This window comes from Planomicrobium sp. CPCC 101079, from assembly GCF_007859275.1.
GTDB lineage: Bacteria > Bacillota > Bacilli > Bacillales_A > Planococcaceae > Planococcus.
This window is the reverse complement of record NZ_VOHC01000021.1, coordinates 75,738-92,968: the sequence shown is the minus strand read 5'-3', so window position 1 is coordinate 92,968 and position 17,231 is coordinate 75,738. Positions and strand designations below refer to the sequence as shown.

Sequence of the window (17,231 nt, the reverse complement as noted above, 5' to 3'; positions counted from 1 at the left end):
GGGGGAAAAGACGAATGAATTTTACAGGTAAATTTAAAAACTCACGCGGCGAAATCGTCGAATTTAAGAACGGCGGTGATCTTCGCTCAGCTATGAAAACGGCGGTTCAAAAGGACCGTGCCATTTCAGGTCTAGCAGATGACTTGATGACCAAGAATGATTCACTTACCTTCCGCTCGTATCTAGCAAGCGAAGGATTAACAGTGAAAGATGCCATCCGTGCATTAGGTATTGAAAATATTGGGGCACATCAAGTCCGGGAGCTTTATGCGAACGACAATACGAAACCGCTATTCAATGCCGTATTGGAAGACGGATTCCGTCAGGGCTATGAAGCAGCTGGCCGCGCCGGCGAATTGGTGGCGAAAACCATCCCGATGGACCAGATGAGCTACCAGTATTACACGCGTGAAACGGGCGAGAACGATGAGCTGGACATGAAGAAAATTGGCCAGGCCGCTCCAATTCCGGTTGCGACGATCAAGCTGAACCAAGACAAAACCATCTTTGTTCACAAACGCGGAGCGGGTATCGAAATCACCGATGAAGCACGCTCTATGCGCTTTGATTTACTTGCGTTGCACTTGCTGGAACGCGGTCGTCAAATTGGGCGCACTGACGAGAAAGTGGCTATTCATCGCTTGTTGAACGGTTACTTCAAAGACGGATCTGATGCACCGAAAACAATGGGTGTTAAAACAGCGAACGACTGGAAGCTGTCGGATATCTGGTATGCGACGCAATACCACAACCAGAAATACGGATTGTCATTCAACCGCTGCGCCATGAACTTGAAAACGGCCGAGGCTTGGGCGACTCAGAAAGAAGCGAATGGCACATTGATCTTCATGAATGAATTGAAAGAGGGCAACATGCCAAATGTCTTGAATACGACTCCATTCATCTCGGATCAGATTCCGGATAACCGCATCATGTTGGTCGATACGACTTCAGCACTTGCTGAGTATTCATTCAAACCATTCTCTGTTGAGAACGAACGCAACGTGAAGACACAGGTTGAAGGGTCTTACGCTACGAAAACATCAGACTACGTGCCATTCAATACGGATGCTCGTCTAATCCTGACATTGGATGCAGCACGATAAGGAGGCAGCCCTAATGGCTAAAATCGATACAGCAAAAGAAATCGTCGCTGAGTTTCCCGATAAAGGGTACGATGCAGAGAAATTAAAAGAAGAGCATACGCAGGAAGAGTTGGACCAGCTGCAGGCAGATTTGAGAGCGGAGAATTCCGCTCCTCCTGAAGCTCCACTAGATAGTGAGCCTGAAGTCGCCAAAACAACCACTGAAGAACCAGCCAAGAAGAAATACAAACTCGCTGATTCTAAAACTTCTTATCAGGAAGTCGGCTTTACCTTAATTGGAGACCAAGAGAAAGAGCTGCCAGAGAGTCCGTCGCCATTCCTCGCAGGCTATATCCGCTCCGGTTTTATCGTTGAGGTGAAGTAACATGGCATTTGCAACGGTCACTGAGGTGAAGGAGCGGGTATCATTTGACGAAATCATTGCTTTGGATGACAACAAAATCCAAGACTTGATTAAGCGAGCGGAAGCGTGGATTCGCCGATTCACTGGCCGAAGCTTTGCTGAAGAGACAAATAGCGAGAAACTAGAAGACTTAAAAACGGCAACAGTTCTCCTTGTGGAATTCCTTTGGTTCCAAGATCAGCCGGATATGAAGGAAGAAGCATTCGATAACGTGCAATCAGAGAAATTGGGTTCGTATTCTTACACAAAAAAGAATGCGAATCCAGGGGAAACGACGGGTGTGGTAGAACTAGACCACATCCTTTTGTCGTTGCGTCCGTCTGCCGCAGCAAAGCCGCTAATCTTTTTCGCTTCTCGACCGAGCGGAGGGATTCGATGAGTCTTCGGCGCTTATTGATTCATTCCTGTACAACGGTTACTCCTGGACAACACATAGGAGAAACCGAATACGGAAAACCTATTTATAAAGACGTTGTAAAAAAGAATGTTCCCTGTCGAGCGGATCTTATTCAACAAACGGTCACTTCGGATACTTATAGCACCGATTCAATCACAAAGAACATGCTTTTTTTAGGTCCGGATTCGCTATTCGATGAAAATACCCGTTTTAAAGAGATTCGTGATAAACAAGGGAACGTTATTCTGGAAGGCTCTTTTGTGATGGAAGACAGCAAACCAGCATACGGTAAAAGGCGAATCCATCATCATGAAATCACGTTAAAAAAGGAGAGTGATTCAAGTGGCTAATGGCAGCTTGAATTTCAATTTCCAAATTGATCAAAGCATTATACAGAATTTCACTGATTCTAAGATGAGGGATGCTCGTGAGAAAGCGGTCGAAGCAGCTGGGATGGTATGGGCCGATGAAACGAAAGAAATCGTCCGAGAAGATGATCATATCGATACCGGGTTATTCGTCAATTCGATTGGCTACATCACCAGAATTGGGACTGTTCAAGCAACTGAAGCTGACGTGGTTAATGAAATAGCGTCTAATCGGGACACGACCACCTTGAAAATCGGTTCAGCAGTCGCTTATGCCGCTCCCTTAGAAAAGAAATACAACATTATGGCCAGAGGATTGGACCGAGCTCAAACACGGATGAATCAAGTGGCAGAGCATCAACTTAAATCAAGGCTCGGGCTATAGGAGGGATTGAATGATTGAATATGTAGATCCCATTCCACCAATTCGGCGCTTCTTTAAAGAAAACACTGATGTTCACGTGGACGCTAACACGTTTCAATTAAACATCACAGAAGGCCTACTCGTTCGTTCTGCGGGCGGGTTTGGCTTTTCCCGTATCCAAATGATTTACCGCTCCAAAGATGAAGGGGCGGCCATGTCTGGTCTTATTTCCTGTATGAATTTATTAGAGCGTGAAGCATCTAGTATTACTGCTTTGCAGGGAAGCTGGTGTGAGCGGGAAGGAAATCCGATTCCCTCAAAAGATGAAGAAACTGGCGCATACGAGGCATGGGTTTACATGAGATTTGAACATATAGAAGCATAGGAGGAATCAGCATGGCTGAAAAAATTCAAACCGAAAAGAAAGCGGCTGAACAGCGCAAGATTGTTTGCAAAGGTCCGAAAGATAAAAATAGTGGGGCAGAGGCTATTCGCTTGCCAGAGTTAAGCAAGAAAGATAAGCCTTTTGATATTTACGAAGGTCAAACACTTGTTGTTGGCCGCGATGTTCCCGCGGAAACAGCGGATAAATTATTGAAGATGGATTCTTGGAAATTTGAGGAGGTCAAATAATGACGCCAGATATTTATAACGTAAATTCAAAGAACTTTGTCGGGGGGCCAGGTCGTTTAGTCGTGGCTGATATGAATGTAGAAGCTCCAGTGTCGATTGCAGATGTAATGGATACTACTTCGCCGCATAATTTGAAAGCTGGATGGCGAGATCTTGGTGCCACAAATGAGGGTATCGCCATTTCCCGCGGTTTCGATACAGAAGATTTTGAAGTCGATCAAGTGATGGGAGCGGCAGACACAGATGTGACTGGCTTTACTCATTCGCTTTCAACAAACCTTGCGGAAAATACGGTCATCAACCGTCAATTAGCTCTTGCGGGAGGTGCCATTATTGAAACAACAGCTGCAACTGGTGATGCTCAACTGTTAGCTGGCGCACTTGCGGCCGGAGCAAAAATTGTGACACTTACTACGGCTGATCCAGCCTTTAAAGTGGGCGGATGGTTAGAATTCACTGGTGGTGAACTGAAGAAAATCGCTTCTGTAAATGGTGCTAGTGTTGTATTGGAAAATGGAGTAGATAAAGCTTACGCAACAACAGATAGCGTTGCTCCGGTCACTGCGCTTCCAACAAAACGCATCGGATACGGCACAGATGGAGACATTCCGTTCAAACGTTATGCGCTGATCAGCCAGAAAAAAGATGGGACGCTTTACATGGCCGTTATCCGTAAAGCAAAAGTCACCGGTGATGACAAAGAGCAGAGCTTCAGCAAAGAAAAACGTCTGTTGCCGCTTTCGCTTTCTGCATTCCCAGAAGATGGGGTACCACAAGGCGAAAACGTCTATTACGAAATCGAAGAATCTATCTAATCATAAGAAACGGGAGGCAATACAGACATGGCAAAGAACAACCTGAAATCATTAGATATTAACGACACTATTGGCCAAATTACTTTAACAGATGGGGAGACGTCAATTGACGTCCCTCGTTTATCTATGAGCAAGATTATTCAAATTGTAAAGTTCATTGGTACGGATGGTATTCGCATTTATAAACAAATGAGAGAATTGCTGATGGATGATGAGCTTTCTACATTTGACCGGATTATCGCTGTAATCGATGAATTAAAAGAAGACCAAGTAATTCGCGTTGTGGCCATCATTCTGGGTGTTGAAGACAAAGAAGCGTTGAAGTTGGATCTAAACGAAGTTTTGGACGTTCTTATTATCCTTTCAGAAAATACCAACCTAGATAAAACTTTTACTCAAGTCCGGACTCTGGCGAAAGCGATGTTCAAAGTGGAGATTCCGGACTTTCAAGCTCTGATGCAGGAAAGATTTCCGGTAGCACCGGAAGAGGAACCACAGGCGGAAGTGAGCGCTTAACTTACGATGATTTCATCAATGAAATCGTTAAACAGATTGGGTTCGTCTCTTCTTATTACGGCTATACCGAAGAATATGTGCTCGATCATACGCCCGATTGGGTTAAGCGCAAGTATGAGCAAGCCATTGAAGAACGGTATGCAGAGAGCCAGCAGCGGACTATTGAAAGCTATAAAGGTCTGATGCTTCTTGCAGATACCTTGCTTAATAAAGGCCAAGGGTTCAATGAAATTTTGCCTCCATTTGCTGAATTAAATAAAGAAAAAGTGGAAGCTGCAGAAGAACAATTTGTTGGCGGAAGTTGGTGGAAGTCGGAGTAATTTATCCGGCTTTTTTATTTTGCCAAAGAAAGGAGGAACCAAATGGCAACGGTAGGAAAGAGCAATATCGAAATTACCGCGGATACATCCAAAGCACGGAGATCGCTCGGTGATTTCTTTCGTCAAGCTGAAAACACTGGACGCCAGTTCGCGCGGGTTCTTAATACGTTGGATCCTTTATCATCTATTGAAAGTGATGCCAACAATGCCTCTCAAACCTTTGATCGTTTCAGGGATTCAGTTCGTCGTTTAGAGTCAGACCTAAGCGATGTTGGGGATAATAACTTAAACGATTTGACCTCGGACCTTAGCAATGCAGAACAGAATATGAATGATCTTCAGCAGGAAACAAATGATTTAAGTGATGAGTTGGATAATGCTTCTGATGCAACACGGGGGTTTGGAGATACGGCTGTACGAGAAACCGGGAATGCTGAAAGCTCATTCGGCAAGTTTATCAAAGTCGCGAAAACTTTAGGCGGAGTCTTAGTAGCTGCATTTGCAATTGATAAAATTAAAGATATAGGTACAGAACTAGCTGCGACTGCAGGTTCAGCCAATGCCATGACCGCCCAGTTTTCAAGTGTGTTCGGGGACATGGAAAAAGAAGCGTCTAAAAGGCTTGGTGCAATTGCGGACGAAGCGGGCATCTTAGAAAACCGAATGAAAGAAAGCTTTACCGGAATTGCGGCGTTCGCAAAAACAGGTGGGATGGATACGGCCGATTCGCTTGACTTGGCCGACCGTTCAATGCGGGCAGTAGCAGACAGTGCGGCGTTCTACGATCGTTCGCTTGAAGATACAACCGAAAGCCTTCAATCGTTCTTAAAGGGGAACTATGAGAACGATGCTGCCCTCGGTTTGTCTGCTACGGAAACAACGCGGAACTCGGCGGCAATTGATAACTTCGGTAAGAAATTTAACGAATTGTCTGAAGCGCAGAAGCAATTGACGCTTTTGGATATGGTCGAAGATGCAAACAAAGTTTCCGGAGCGATGGGGCAAGCGGCTCGTGAATCAGAAGGCTGGGAAAACGTGACGGGTAACTTGTCACAAGCCTGGACGGATTTTAAGGCGAAGATCGGTGCGCCAGTCCTTGAGGTAGCAACCGCCGGAATTTTGGGCATGACGAAAGCAATTACAACCTTTCCAACGGACATAATTAAAAATGGACTAGGCGGGGCATTGGACTTTGTGCGAGGCGCAGCTGATCGGCTGAAAACTGGCTTAGAACCGCTGAAAGAAACATTTAAAGGCATAATGGGTTTATTTAAGGACGATGGACAAAAAGGCCGAGATATTCTGAAGGGAATGGGATTCTCTGAAGAAACAATCATGATGCTTGATGGTTATGCCGCGAAGATAGCAGAGTTCCGCTATAAATTAAGTGATTTCATCAAAGGTATTAAGGGATTGTTCCAAGATGATGGCCAAAAAGGACGGGATATATTAGCCTCACTCGGATTCTCACCTGATTTAATTGCCGTTATGGACGAATGGGCAATGAATCTTTCAGCATTTAGAGGGAACGTACAAGATGTATTAGGTGCGTTTGCTCAAATGTTTTCCGGAGATTCTAAAGGCGGAGCGGATATCTTAACGAAGCTCGGCTTTAGCGAAAGATTTGTTTCACAGGCAACAGCAGTCATCGGAACAGTCAGCAAAATAGGAAATTCAATACGAGAAACGCTAATTGCTTTGTGGCCACATGTCCAAGCTGCCGTATCAGCAATCGTCTCTTTCTTAGTTACACATTTTTCTAAGATAATTTCTTTTTGGGCTGAAAACGGACCACAATTCCTAAAAGCAGTATCAAATATTTTTTCCGGAATAATGAAAGTGGTAAATTTTGTAATGCCATTTGTGCTAGCCATCATCCGGTCAGTATGGGGTAATATCAAAGGCGTCATAACTGGAGCGCTAGATATTATTATGGGCGTCGTGAAAATTTTCTCCGGATTATTTACTGGGGATTTCGCGAAAATGTGGGAAGGATTGAAGCAGCTCTTTAAGGGAGCGGTCACTTTTTTGTGGAACTTCGTTCAGTTAACTTTCTACGGAAAAATACTTGGTGGGGCTAAAGCATTCATTCTTGCTTTTAAAGGCGGATTTGCTTCTTTATGGTCAGGGTTGAAATCGCTCTTTACCGGAAATATATCATCGATGGTTTCAAGCTTTAAAAATGGATGGTCAATGATTTCTGGAGCAACGAAAACTGCTTTTTCTGGAATCTGGAATTTCCTTAAAAATACGTACAATTCTATAAAGTCCATAACTACCGGTTTAATATCTGGGGCCAAAACCATATTTACTACTGGGTGGCAGTCAATAAAAACAAATACCGTTACAAAATTTGGTGAAATTTTCAATAGTATTAAGCAAACTTTTGGGAATATCCGTTCAAATCTTTCTGATTCAGCAAGCTCAATTCTAACCAAATTGCGCGATACCTGGTCTTCTTTGAAAACCAATACAACTGGAGCGTTTCGGGATATCTATAACGGAATCAAAACTCGCTTTTCAGACATTGTAAATGCAGCCAAATCTTTACCTGGTCGAATTGGCGATGGAATCGGATCAATGGCGTCAAAAGTAACTTCAGGCGTCACAAAAGTTATAAATAAATTGGCATCGACTCTCGGCAAAGGAATTAACGGGGTTATCGGCGGAGTCAACTGGGTGCTCGGCAAGATAGGCGTCGATAAAGATATTCCGAAATGGACTATCCCTCAGTATCATCAAGGAACCCCAGGAAGAAAAGGACATCCTGGTGGCTTGGCAATGGTCAATGATGGAAAGGGGGCCAATGCAGGACCGGAATTGATTCAAAATCCGGATGGTTCCACGTATATGCTGAAAGGCAAGAACGTCATATCTGATTTCCAGAAAGGAACTCATGTCTGGAGCGCAAAAGAGACCAAGGCAATCTTAGCTAACATTCCAAAGTATGCGAGCGGTACGATAGGGAAAGCGAAAGAAGCGGCAACGCATCTTTGGGGGAAAGTTAAATCTGGTGGCAAAAAAGTTCTTGAAACGGCCATCGATGTTTTTGATTACATCAAGAATCCAAGTAAGTTACTCGATGTTGCACTTAAAACATTGGGAGTTGAAAAGCCTAGCGGCACAAGTTTCGTAGCGAATATGGCCAAAGGTGCATGGGATAAAGTGAAATCTAGCGCGGTAAACTTAGTCAAAGGGAAGCTTAATGAGTTTGGCGATGATGGCGGTCCTGCTCCTGGCTTCGGCCCGTTATTTGGCAAGTCCTCAAGTTACGGTTGGCGAATGCATCCAATCCTTAAAAAACGCGTTTTCCATAACGGGGCCGATTATCCAGCACCGGCCGGAGCACTGATCAAGGCGCAAGCAGCAGGACGTGTTATCCAGTCCGCTTACCATGCTCTTCGTGGGAATTATGTTCGCATTAAATCTGGCATCATGGAACGAATCTATCAACACAACACGAGAAACTTAGTTGGTGTCGGCGACATGGTTAAAAAAGGTCAGGGTATTGGTACAGTCGGATCTACGGGTCGCTCTACCGGTCCTCACTTACACTATGAAGTATTGAAAAACGGAAAGAACATAAATCCGGAGGGTTTCTTTAAAGGTGGCATTGTGAAAGCCAAACAATTGGCATGGGTTGCTGAAAAAGGAATGGAAGCTATTATCCCTCTTGTGACTCATCGTGCAGAAGGGTTGAACCTATGGAAACAGGTAGGCGAACATTTCGGCTTTAACATGGATGCCCTTTTGAATCCGACAGCCCACGAAGTAAATTTTGCTGGCGGTATGGGCACCTCATCTAGCTTATCGACAGTTGGTCAACGAATAGCGATGGGTTCTTCTAGTAATGCTGAACCGGTAATTCACAATCATTATTGGAACGTCAATGCAGATGAAATAAACGATGTTGTGAAACTGAAGAAAATGGTAACCGATTTAGGCATGTCGGTAAAGCAAGGGGTGTGAGGTAATTGGCGTATAGAAGACATAATATACAGTGGCTCGGCGTATACCGGGATGACACCAATGCTTATGTCGGCGGCAGTGATATCCAAGTCAGCGGCTCGCAAGGATATAACTCGTATCTCGGGTTCAACTCTTCTGCCATCTTAAAGGATCTTGAAACTTCGAAGGTGAGACCACGAATTCACTTAGGATTCAACGTGACGAACGCGGCCACCTTCGATTTGGGGATGCACAAGGAAACGAGCGATAAGAAAACGTCCGGTCTGCCGTATTATGCGTGGACTGGGCGTTCTTTTGTGCCGAATACCGGCGAAGCGATTTACGATGTCACCGATTTTCCCATCAGCATGGCAGGTTATCGCTCGGTGCAAACGGCTATAAAAGGCGGCTTCCACGGGTTTGTGCTTTACGGGCCACGGGATTCCGGAAACTACGGTGCAGCTCGGAGTGCTTATATTGAGATTGAAGGGAATTGGAGCTTGCCACCGACCAAACCGGAATTGGAGTTCCCAGTGGGCGGCGAAACATTAAGCGGCTCGACCATTTTCCGTACGGGCCCCTCCACAGATCCAGAAGGTGCGGCGGTCACCTATCAATTCAGCTTAAAAGACGGCAAGACGACACATTATTTCCAACGGCAAAGCAGCCGGACACTGGCGGTCGATTTATCGAAATACACAGAAACGTCAACAGCTGTGGTGGGCGTCCGGGCATATGACGGCGAATCCTACAGCGCATGGGATTATTCCAATGTGTTCACGCTTCGCTACAACATTCCACCAACGCAACCGACGCTTCTTGAACCGTTAGGCGGCATTTCGAGGGACCGGACGAACACCATTCGTTTTGAATGGAATCACAACGACCAGGACCAGCAAAGTTTATTCCGGTTCCGTTGGCGGCTGCAAGGCACGACCAGCTGGAACACGCTGCAAGTGGTGACGACACAGGAATTGTATGCAGTACCGGCTAACACCTTCCCTTACGGCAATATCGAGTGGCAGGTACAGACGGAAGACCAGGGCGGGTTAGCGAGTCCGTGGTCGTCCACAGGATTGTTCCTGGCGGCTGAAAAGTCGGATGCGCCAACCATTCTGTCGCCGGCACCAGGAGCCATCATTCCATCGGAAGAATTAACGGTCAGTTGGTCCAGCAGTGGACAGGTGGAGTATGAAGTGGAAGTTGCGGATGGCGCAGGCGTCTTCTGGCAGGTATCGAGAAGCAGCGGGAATAAAGCAGTTTCTGTTGCGAATCCTTTACAAAACAATACTGCTTATATCGTTAAGGTGCGTGTACGCGATTCGGGAGGCTTGTGGTCGGATTGGGCAACTGTTTCTGTCGCCACTTCTTTTGTGCCTCCTCCACAACCTGAATTGGCTGTAACTGTAGAAAAAGAAGCTGCAGCTTTGTTCCTTGAAATCAATAACCCTTTACCGGGAGTAGACGAGCCAGATGTTCTTTATAACGAACTCTACCGACGCGAACCCAACGGGCAGTGGCTTTTAATTGCAACCAATTTGGAACCGAATGCAGGGTTTATGGATTATACTCCTGCAGGAGAAACTATCTATGAATATTACGTTCATGCAGTTGGCGACAATGGAACGACGATGGACAGCATTCCGGTTATCGGTTCAATAACTCTTGAGCATGTTCGTATTCAGCTTACATCAGACCCGACTTTTTATGTTGATTTGATATTTAACATTGGAAGTTCTCCTAAAAAAGCATTTAGTTACGGGATTGAGTCAACGAAAACCCAATTTGCCGGAAGAAGACGATTGGTAACAGAGTTTGGAGAATTATCTACGCAAGATATTAGTGCCGAATATACTGTTAAAACATCAGATATGATGAAATTAATTGAACTTCTTCAACAGCGTGAGACATTACTATACAGAGATCGAAGAGGACGGAAAATATATGTCACTGCAGAAAACTTACAAATTGGCGATCGAAAGAGTGATTACCATTCAGTAAGCATTCCGATGAGTGAAGTGGATTATATCGAAGGATTAAGGAGGTAGCGCATGATTGACTTAACTAAAGATGGTTTTTTGCATCAACAAGTAAAAGACATGCTGCATGCAAAAACAGGATCTCGAGAGGTTAGATTTCGCTATCATCTTCTAGATATTGAAGATAATTTTATCACTGAATTGACAACCGTAGAAAGTGGTGAAGTTAAACAATCGGCATTCTCTGATATTAAAAGGACTGCTAATTTTACTGTAAGAGAAGCATCTTACCTACAAGAGTCCTACGCTACTTGGGGGGACGTCGGAGCAAAGAAATGGAGTGAGTTGTAGTGCCCCAATATACGTCGAATATTAACCTATACAAGCCGAACCGGTTGGATACGGACTTGGAAATTGATTTAACACTTGCGGAAAACTTCGAAAAGATCGATGCATTTGCGGGTAACGTCGGTGCCGAATTGGAAGAGGGTTTGTCGAATGCGTTGACGAAAGCGCAAGAAAAAGAATTTGATTTGAGCAAAGCAAGTGCTTCCTATCTGTACGACTTGGAATTGTCGAATACGACTATTAACCAGTTCATCGTATTCGATGAAACGGCGAAGGAAATCTACGCAACGCAAGTCTACAATACGTCAGGCGATTCACTGGAAGGTTTTCGCATCTCGCGCGTCACGGAAGGCGGCACGTTGCTGTCGCACATGAACCTGCGGCAAGGCGGACACGGCACGACCATCGGCATTGAACGGGAAAACGGGAAGGTTTATATTTGGTCGAACCTGATTGTGGCCAATTCAACCGGCGGCATCGGCACCCAGTGGCTCTGTCGCTATCCGTACCTGCCAGGAGAAACCATCACCATTGCAGATTCACGGGTGCAGCGCGTGCTGGAATTCCCGATTGCGGCGCAGTACATGACGCCATTATCGGATATGAAAAACGGATTGCTCGCCATTCGCCATACCAATAACTTGGGGAACGGCAATGTAGCGACGCGTGTCGAAGTCCACACCTACGCAAACGTAAAGGCCGGCGTATTCAATGCGCCACTCTACACATATCACTGGACAGCGGAAATGAACGTCGGGACACTCCAAGGACTCGCTTTTGACGGGCACATGCTGTACGTGACGCTTGGCCAGATTGCGGATGACTTCCATCTGCTCGCTATCGACATGCGAAACGGACAAACCGTTGCACAATGGAAGCAGCCGACCGGTAAAACGTATGCGAATGCCTATGTGGAAGACTTCGGGGAGCCGGAAGGGCTGGCGCTATATACCGACCCGAACACCGGCTTTAAAACGCTTTTTACGGTGATTGTGGGGGATGAAGCGAACAGACGACGGAACCGGTTATTCGCCTTCTCCAACAACGCCGGTGTCAACAAGTTTTTCGGCTATGCGCTGGATCGTACTCAACAATTCCCGTTGATACGGAATGACGGAAAATCCAAGCGGATTAACATGGCCAAAATCACGGCACTGTCGCAAATTGTCGAATCGGGCGATTACTATATGACGGCCGAAGAAGCGGATCAACTAACGGACCATCCCATGAAAGGGGTGGGAGGCTGGTGGCTCTATGTATCCGGAACGAATCCAAATGGCGGCGTCAACCAAACTCTGGTGCGGAACTCAAGCGGAGAAATCACGGTCGCCTACCGCATCGTCTTCAGTGCCGGCAATGCCGGCAGCTGGTGGAAACAAGCACTGACACAAATGTAGAGGAGGGAATTCATGGCCTCTTGGGGTGATTTATACCGAGTCGAACCGAAAGAAGTGGATTGGACGAACAAGCGGATTCAGCCGTACATCGAGTTTAAGATGCCGGATGAGTTCAAACAGAGGCATTGGAAAGAGACCGATTATTTCTTCACTATGCCAAATCAATCGATTCCAGAAGACGTAAAAAAACATATGATTGAACGAGCGCGAAACGGTTGGCTTTCTTATCCGTTAGGCGTTTTTTTAGTTTCTACACCAACAAAACGCGAAAAAGGAATCAGCGTTGTTCGGGATATTGAAGCCTATGACAAGTTGCTGATTCTTAAAGAAGATAAAATTATCGACCGATTAACCTTTGCTGCAGGTCGTAGTTATTACGACTGCATGATCGAGGTATTGAATTCAGCTGGACAATATAGGTACATTATCGAAAATAACGACAAAAAATTGCCCACGGCAAAAGAATACGAACCAGGTACGGAAAAATTGCTGATTCTGAATGATCTGGCTAGTGATTTAAACTTCACGCCGTTCTTTGTGGATGAATATGGATTCTATCAATCGAAACAATACAAGAGCCCACAAGAATCACCTGAATATTATGTGTATGAGGATAATGGGGAATCTGTAGTGATTCCAGGATTGGAAGAAACACTAGATACTTTTAATTTGCCGAATGTTTTTGTCGTGATTGCAACAAATCCTGATACCGATACTGTATTAAAATCAACCTTTGTAAATGACAATCCGGAACATCCGTTATCGACTGTGAATCTCGGGCGCCGTGTTGTTCGGGTTGAAGAGAAAGATGATATTGCAGATCAAGAGACATTGGATAGTTACGTGGAGCGTATTGCGTTTGAAGCATCTCAAATCTATGGAAAAGTTACCTTTTCAACTGCTTTAATGCCTTTTCACGGCTATTCCAATGTTCTCGTCCTAAAAAATCGAACACTCGGTATTGATGCAAAATATGCAGAAACAGATTGGACCATGCCGTTAAAGGCTGGAGCCAGCATGAGTCATGAAGCGCGTAAGGTGGTGTCATTGACATGATGACAGGAAATTGGTTAGTAAATCAAATTAAAGAAATAGTAAAAGGGATAATAGATAAACAGCCAACAGATAAGCTGGGCCGGATAGATTCACAATATACATCTGGTTTGCCTAAGATCATTTTCGACGGTGAGGATGTGGCGAGTGGAAAAGGCTATCCGTTCCTATCCAGCTACAAACCGCAGCCGAATGAGCGAGTGTACTTAAAAGCCGTGAAGGGCTCCTATATCATCCTTGGCCGGATTGAACGGTACGAAGCGGGAGAAGAACCGGTAATGAAATTGCCGCCGAATCCCACGCCGGTCACGCCGACCTTCATCAACGGCTGGTCGAACTTTTACAGTGGATCTTTGGGACTGCGTTACTACAAGAACGGCATGAACCAATTGGTGATGCGCGGCATTATCAAGAACGAAGACCCGACATCGCTTTCTGTGATATTCGTGTTGCCAACTTCCCATTGGCCCAAACAGCGGCAGAATGTGCCGGTATCGATTCAAAATGGCGTCGGGGAGATATCGGTGAATGAAGTGGGCGAAGTGAAATTTAGCGCGTTCTTGGTCGGTTCTCAATCCAATTACGTACACGCAAATTTAATCATTCCGTTGGATTGATGATGGAGGGATGAACATGGAAGAACGATTTGTAAGAATCATAGATGAAGATGGCTACATGATAGGGGAGGCGTTTGTTAAGAGGCTAACACATAATACCATTCCGCATCGATGCCCCGGGGGATTATACAAACCACGTTGGAATGGCGAGGAATGGGTAGAGGGTGGTGAGCCACCACCCTATGAACCACGCCCTGTATCTGATCGGGAACGCTTGGAGATTGCCGAGAGTGACAATGCATTCCTTCTCTATGATGCCATGCAAAAAGAAGTGAAGTTGATGGAAACAGAAGGGAAACTGGCAGAAACGGAGCAGATTAATGCCGAACTGCTTTATGCCGTCATGATGGGAGGAATGTAGATGGACTGGTATGCAGCGATCAAACGAATGTACGACCGTAAGCTGTGGACGAAAGAAATGGTAGCAGACGGCGTTTATGCGGGGAAGCTGTCCACAGAACAATATGAAGAAATTACCGGTGAACCGTATCCAGTAGCGGAAGAACCTGCCGAATCCTCTCCTGTGGAAGGCGGCGCTGCAGGATGAAGCAAACGGAAAATAAAGTAGAAATCGAATCTGTGGAAAGCCAGGTGGAGGCGTCGCTCGTTGACGTATCTTCAACCGGCTTTTTTCTTTCCACATTAAGTATGGCAGTCGAGCATAAGGAGGTAGCGCATGAATCTGAGCATTAAGCAAGGGGATACGCGGCACGCCATCAAAGCGGCGTTGAAGGATGCGAAAGGGAATGTGGTGGATTTAACTGGGGCGCGTGTCCGGTTTGTCATGGCGAAAAGCTTTACCAGTCGGATGATTGACCGGGAAGTACCCATTGTGGACAACCAAGTGATGGTGGTGTTCGAGCCCGGCGAAACAGATGAAGCGGGCAAGATGATGGCGGAGTTTCGCGTGACGTATCCTGATGGCAAGACAGAGACTTTTCCCACAGAAAGCTATATCACAATTTCCATTCAGAAAACATTAGGGGGCGTTTAAATGGCAGCAGTAGACAAAGCGTTGGTGAAAGCAAACGGACAACCGGCACCGCAGTATTACAATCCACAGACAGACCAATTCGAGTACATTACCGGGCGTGACGGTGCGAATGCTTTTATCCAGCACGGGACAGTTGCAGCTGAAGCGTGGGAAGGTAGCGCAACGGAAACTAAAACGTTTTCAGATGCGCGATATGCCTTTTCAATCGCGAATGACGGCATTGCGAATGTGTCTTTTACAATTAACGGACAGACACGCAAAGTGTTTCCTGGAGAATCTTATTATGCGTTATTCGATGCCTTCACCAGCGTGACGATTACCGCAACAAGCGCTTACCGGGCGGAGGTGTTGAAGTAATGCCATGGCAAACGAAGAAGCCGGATTTGAAGAACGATCCGCGGTATTTAGAGGGAAAAGTGAATGACGTTACCGCGCAGTTGGCGGAAAATACGAAAGAAATTAATGTTTTTTCGAAAAGTGTGGCATATGTCGGATCGAGATTAAGCGTTGAAACTTCCGACAATCCGAGAATACAGAGGGCAATCGACAGCATAGCTGCAGGTGAAGTCGTTATCACGGAAGGCACATATATTTGTAACACAGGGTTAACGTTTGACCCAACCAAAATAAGCATTATCGGACGCGGAAAACCGAAATTGGATTTTAGCGGCCTGACAAGTGGCTATGCTTTCAAAACACTCACGTCGAGCTACAGCCATGAATCTGCGACGCAACGAATAGAAGGGTTATTCATTCAAGGACCACTTGATGAAGCTACACTGGCAGATGGTTTCTATCTTCATATTCCTGTTAACGAAGCATTCCAACAACATATTGATCAAATGACGATGCAAAATGTACAAATTGATGGTTTCCGTTATCAGTTTGTTTTTGGTGATAACATTTGGTGTTTTAAAGGCTATAACGTGGTAGCTGGACACGCCCAAAAAGAAATTTTGCGATATGAGGGAAATAAAAATACAGGAGAAAACATTTCCTTCTTTGGCAGTACCTTCTACAGTTCAACCAATGCTGCAAAAAATGCTACTGCTGTTCACATTTTACCGACCGCTGGCGGGTATGTGGATTTACGATTCTTTGGGTGTAGCTTCGATTACAACGATTTGCATTTCAATATTGAACGCGGAAAGGTCTTTATTTTTGGGGGATACATTGAAGATCGCGAAACCACACCCACATTAAAAGTACGGAGGATGAACGCAGATGCGTGGAAAGCAGAACTACACATTCTTGGGACTAGTTTTTATCCCGCGGAGACTGTCAACCGTTCGGCTTTTATTTCCGTAGAGGGCGGGTTATCCCGTGTTGTAGCAAATGACATTTCTATCGAAGGTTTTGGGAAGGAAACCGAATTCATAAAAGTATTAGGAACCGAAGAACCAATCATCAAAGCGAGAGATATTTGGTACGACTTCCGAAAAGGAACCAACACGAATAACAATGGGAACGCTGCTCATATATCAACGTATCTCAATCAATTGATGAACGGTGATTTTACAAGTTTATCTGGTTGGACGGAGGCTTCAAGTCCCAATGGCTCAACATCACTAGACTCTAATGCTCTGAAATGCGCAGTTACTGGGGTAGATCAGACCCACTATGCACGAAGACGGCAAAACCTTCCCACAAAAACAGGGGACTTGGTTTACGTTAAGGCACGTTATAAAACAGATGGCGTAGTTTCTGACGGAGCAGATTGGAAAGGCGCAGTTATTAAACTGGAATTTGTATCATATGATGGAATAGTTATAAAAACAGAAATCATTCACAAGTCAACCGGAACAAGTGACTGGAAGAATTTCCAGTGGTACACGAAAGCGCCTAAAGGATGCTTCAGGGTTTTATTTACAATTGGCGTTGACAATGCAATTGGCTCAGCTTGGTTTGATGACGTTGTTATAAATGTGCTTTAATTTATGCCCCATCTACTTTCGATTAATAGCATTACATCA

General features: G+C 45.3%; 22 protein-coding genes. All 22 read left to right on the top strand.

The window, feature by feature from the left end; genetic code table 11:
• Nucleotides 1-14: 14 nt before the first annotated feature.
• The 22 genes from FQV28_RS08380 to FQV28_RS08280 all read left to right on the top strand — a co-directional run bounded on the left by FQV28_RS08380 (nt 15) and on the right by FQV28_RS08280 (nt 17,192).
• Nucleotides 15-1,106, top strand: coding sequence for a phage major capsid protein (locus FQV28_RS08380; protein ID WP_146495467.1), 1,092 nt, complete (start codon nt 15-17; stop codon nt 1,104-1,106).
• Nucleotides 1,107-1,119: 13 nt separating this feature from the next.
• A complete protein-coding gene (locus FQV28_RS08375) occupies nt 1,120-1,470 on the top strand; it encodes a hypothetical protein (RefSeq protein ID WP_146495465.1) in 351 nt (116 codons plus the stop codon).
• A 1-nt stretch (nt 1,471) separates the two neighbouring features.
• Nucleotides 1,472-1,888, top strand: a complete 417-nt coding sequence (locus FQV28_RS08370) for a head-tail connector protein (RefSeq protein ID WP_146495463.1) — start codon at nt 1,472-1,474, stop codon at nt 1,886-1,888.
• Nucleotides 1,885-2,256 carry a hypothetical protein gene (locus FQV28_RS08365; protein WP_146495461.1) on the top strand — a complete coding sequence of 124 codons (372 nt, stop codon included), beginning with the start codon at nt 1,885-1,887 and terminating at the stop codon, nt 2,254-2,256. Before FQV28_RS08370 ends, FQV28_RS08365 begins: the two co-directional genes overlap by 4 nt.
• Nucleotides 2,249-2,659, top strand: a complete 411-nt coding sequence (locus FQV28_RS08360; protein WP_146495459.1) for a hypothetical protein — start codon at nt 2,249-2,251, stop codon at nt 2,657-2,659. The genes FQV28_RS08365 and FQV28_RS08360 overlap by 8 nt, the downstream gene beginning before the upstream one ends.
• A 10-nt stretch (nt 2,660-2,669) precedes the next feature.
• Nucleotides 2,670-3,023, top strand: a complete 354-nt coding sequence (locus FQV28_RS08355; RefSeq protein WP_146495457.1) for a hypothetical protein — start codon at nt 2,670-2,672, stop codon at nt 3,021-3,023.
• 11 nt (nt 3,024-3,034) lie between these two features.
• Nucleotides 3,035-3,271: a hypothetical protein gene (locus FQV28_RS08350; RefSeq protein ID WP_146495455.1), complete on the top strand. Its 237-nt coding sequence runs from the start codon at nt 3,035-3,037 to the stop codon at nt 3,269-3,271.
• Entirely contained in the window at nt 3,271-4,086 is an 816-nt protein-coding gene (locus tag FQV28_RS08345; RefSeq protein ID WP_146495453.1) for a hypothetical protein, read from the top strand. The genes FQV28_RS08350 and FQV28_RS08345 overlap by 1 nt, the downstream gene beginning before the upstream one ends.
• 27 nt (nt 4,087-4,113) lie before the next feature.
• The gene (locus FQV28_RS08340) at nt 4,114-4,602 is read left to right on the top strand and encodes a hypothetical protein (protein WP_146495451.1); all 489 of its coding nucleotides are present in this window, start codon (nt 4,114-4,116) and stop codon (nt 4,600-4,602) included.
• A 77-nt stretch (nt 4,603-4,679) separates the two neighbouring features.
• Nucleotides 4,680-4,922 (top strand): hypothetical protein, encoded by a 243-nt coding sequence (locus FQV28_RS08335; protein ID WP_146495449.1) that lies wholly within the window; start codon nt 4,680-4,682, stop codon nt 4,920-4,922.
• Nucleotides 4,923-4,964: 42 nt separating this feature from the next.
• Nucleotides 4,965-8,891: a peptidoglycan DD-metalloendopeptidase family protein gene (locus tag FQV28_RS19635; protein WP_146495448.1), complete on the top strand. Its 3,927-nt coding sequence runs from the start codon at nt 4,965-4,967 to the stop codon at nt 8,889-8,891.
• 5 nt (nt 8,892-8,896) lie between these two features.
• The gene (locus tag FQV28_RS08325) at nt 8,897-10,918 is read left to right on the top strand and encodes a fibronectin type III domain-containing protein (protein ID WP_146495446.1); all 2,022 of its coding nucleotides are present in this window, start codon (nt 8,897-8,899) and stop codon (nt 10,916-10,918) included.
• 3 nt (nt 10,919-10,921) lie between these two features.
• A complete protein-coding gene (locus FQV28_RS08320; RefSeq protein ID WP_146495444.1) occupies nt 10,922-11,200 on the top strand; it encodes a hypothetical protein in 279 nt (92 codons plus the stop codon).
• Entirely contained in the window at nt 11,200-12,594 is a 1,395-nt protein-coding gene (locus FQV28_RS08315; protein WP_146495442.1) for a phage baseplate protein, read from the top strand. Before FQV28_RS08320 ends, FQV28_RS08315 begins: the two co-directional genes overlap by 1 nt.
• Nucleotides 12,595-12,606: 12 nt before the next feature.
• Entirely contained in the window at nt 12,607-13,650 is a 1,044-nt protein-coding gene (locus FQV28_RS08310; protein ID WP_146495440.1) for a hypothetical protein, read from the top strand.
• Entirely contained in the window at nt 13,647-14,264 is a 618-nt protein-coding gene (locus FQV28_RS08305) for a hypothetical protein (protein WP_146495438.1), read from the top strand. The genes FQV28_RS08310 and FQV28_RS08305 overlap by 4 nt, the downstream gene beginning before the upstream one ends.
• 16 nt (nt 14,265-14,280) lie before the next feature.
• The gene (locus tag FQV28_RS08300) at nt 14,281-14,625 is read left to right on the top strand and encodes a hypothetical protein (RefSeq protein WP_146495436.1); all 345 of its coding nucleotides are present in this window, start codon (nt 14,281-14,283) and stop codon (nt 14,623-14,625) included.
• Nucleotides 14,626-14,811 (top strand): XkdX family protein, encoded by a 186-nt coding sequence (locus tag FQV28_RS08295; protein ID WP_146495434.1) that lies wholly within the window; start codon nt 14,626-14,628, stop codon nt 14,809-14,811.
• On the top strand, nt 14,808-14,957 hold the full coding sequence (locus FQV28_RS19170; RefSeq protein WP_186763817.1) for a hypothetical protein: 150 nt from the start codon (nt 14,808-14,810) through the stop codon (nt 14,955-14,957). Before FQV28_RS08295 ends, FQV28_RS19170 begins: the two co-directional genes overlap by 4 nt.
• Complete coding sequence (locus FQV28_RS08290) at nt 14,941-15,258, top strand: hypothetical protein (protein ID WP_146495432.1); 318 nt, start codon at nt 14,941-14,943, stop codon at nt 15,256-15,258. Before FQV28_RS19170 ends, FQV28_RS08290 begins: the two co-directional genes overlap by 17 nt.
• On the top strand, nt 15,259-15,615 hold the full coding sequence (locus tag FQV28_RS08285) for a hypothetical protein (protein ID WP_146495430.1): 357 nt from the start codon (nt 15,259-15,261) through the stop codon (nt 15,613-15,615).
• A complete protein-coding gene (locus tag FQV28_RS08280) occupies nt 15,615-17,192 on the top strand; it encodes a hypothetical protein (RefSeq protein WP_146495428.1) in 1,578 nt (525 codons plus the stop codon). Before FQV28_RS08285 ends, FQV28_RS08280 begins: the two co-directional genes overlap by 1 nt.
• Nucleotides 17,193-17,231 lie beyond the last annotated feature (39 nt).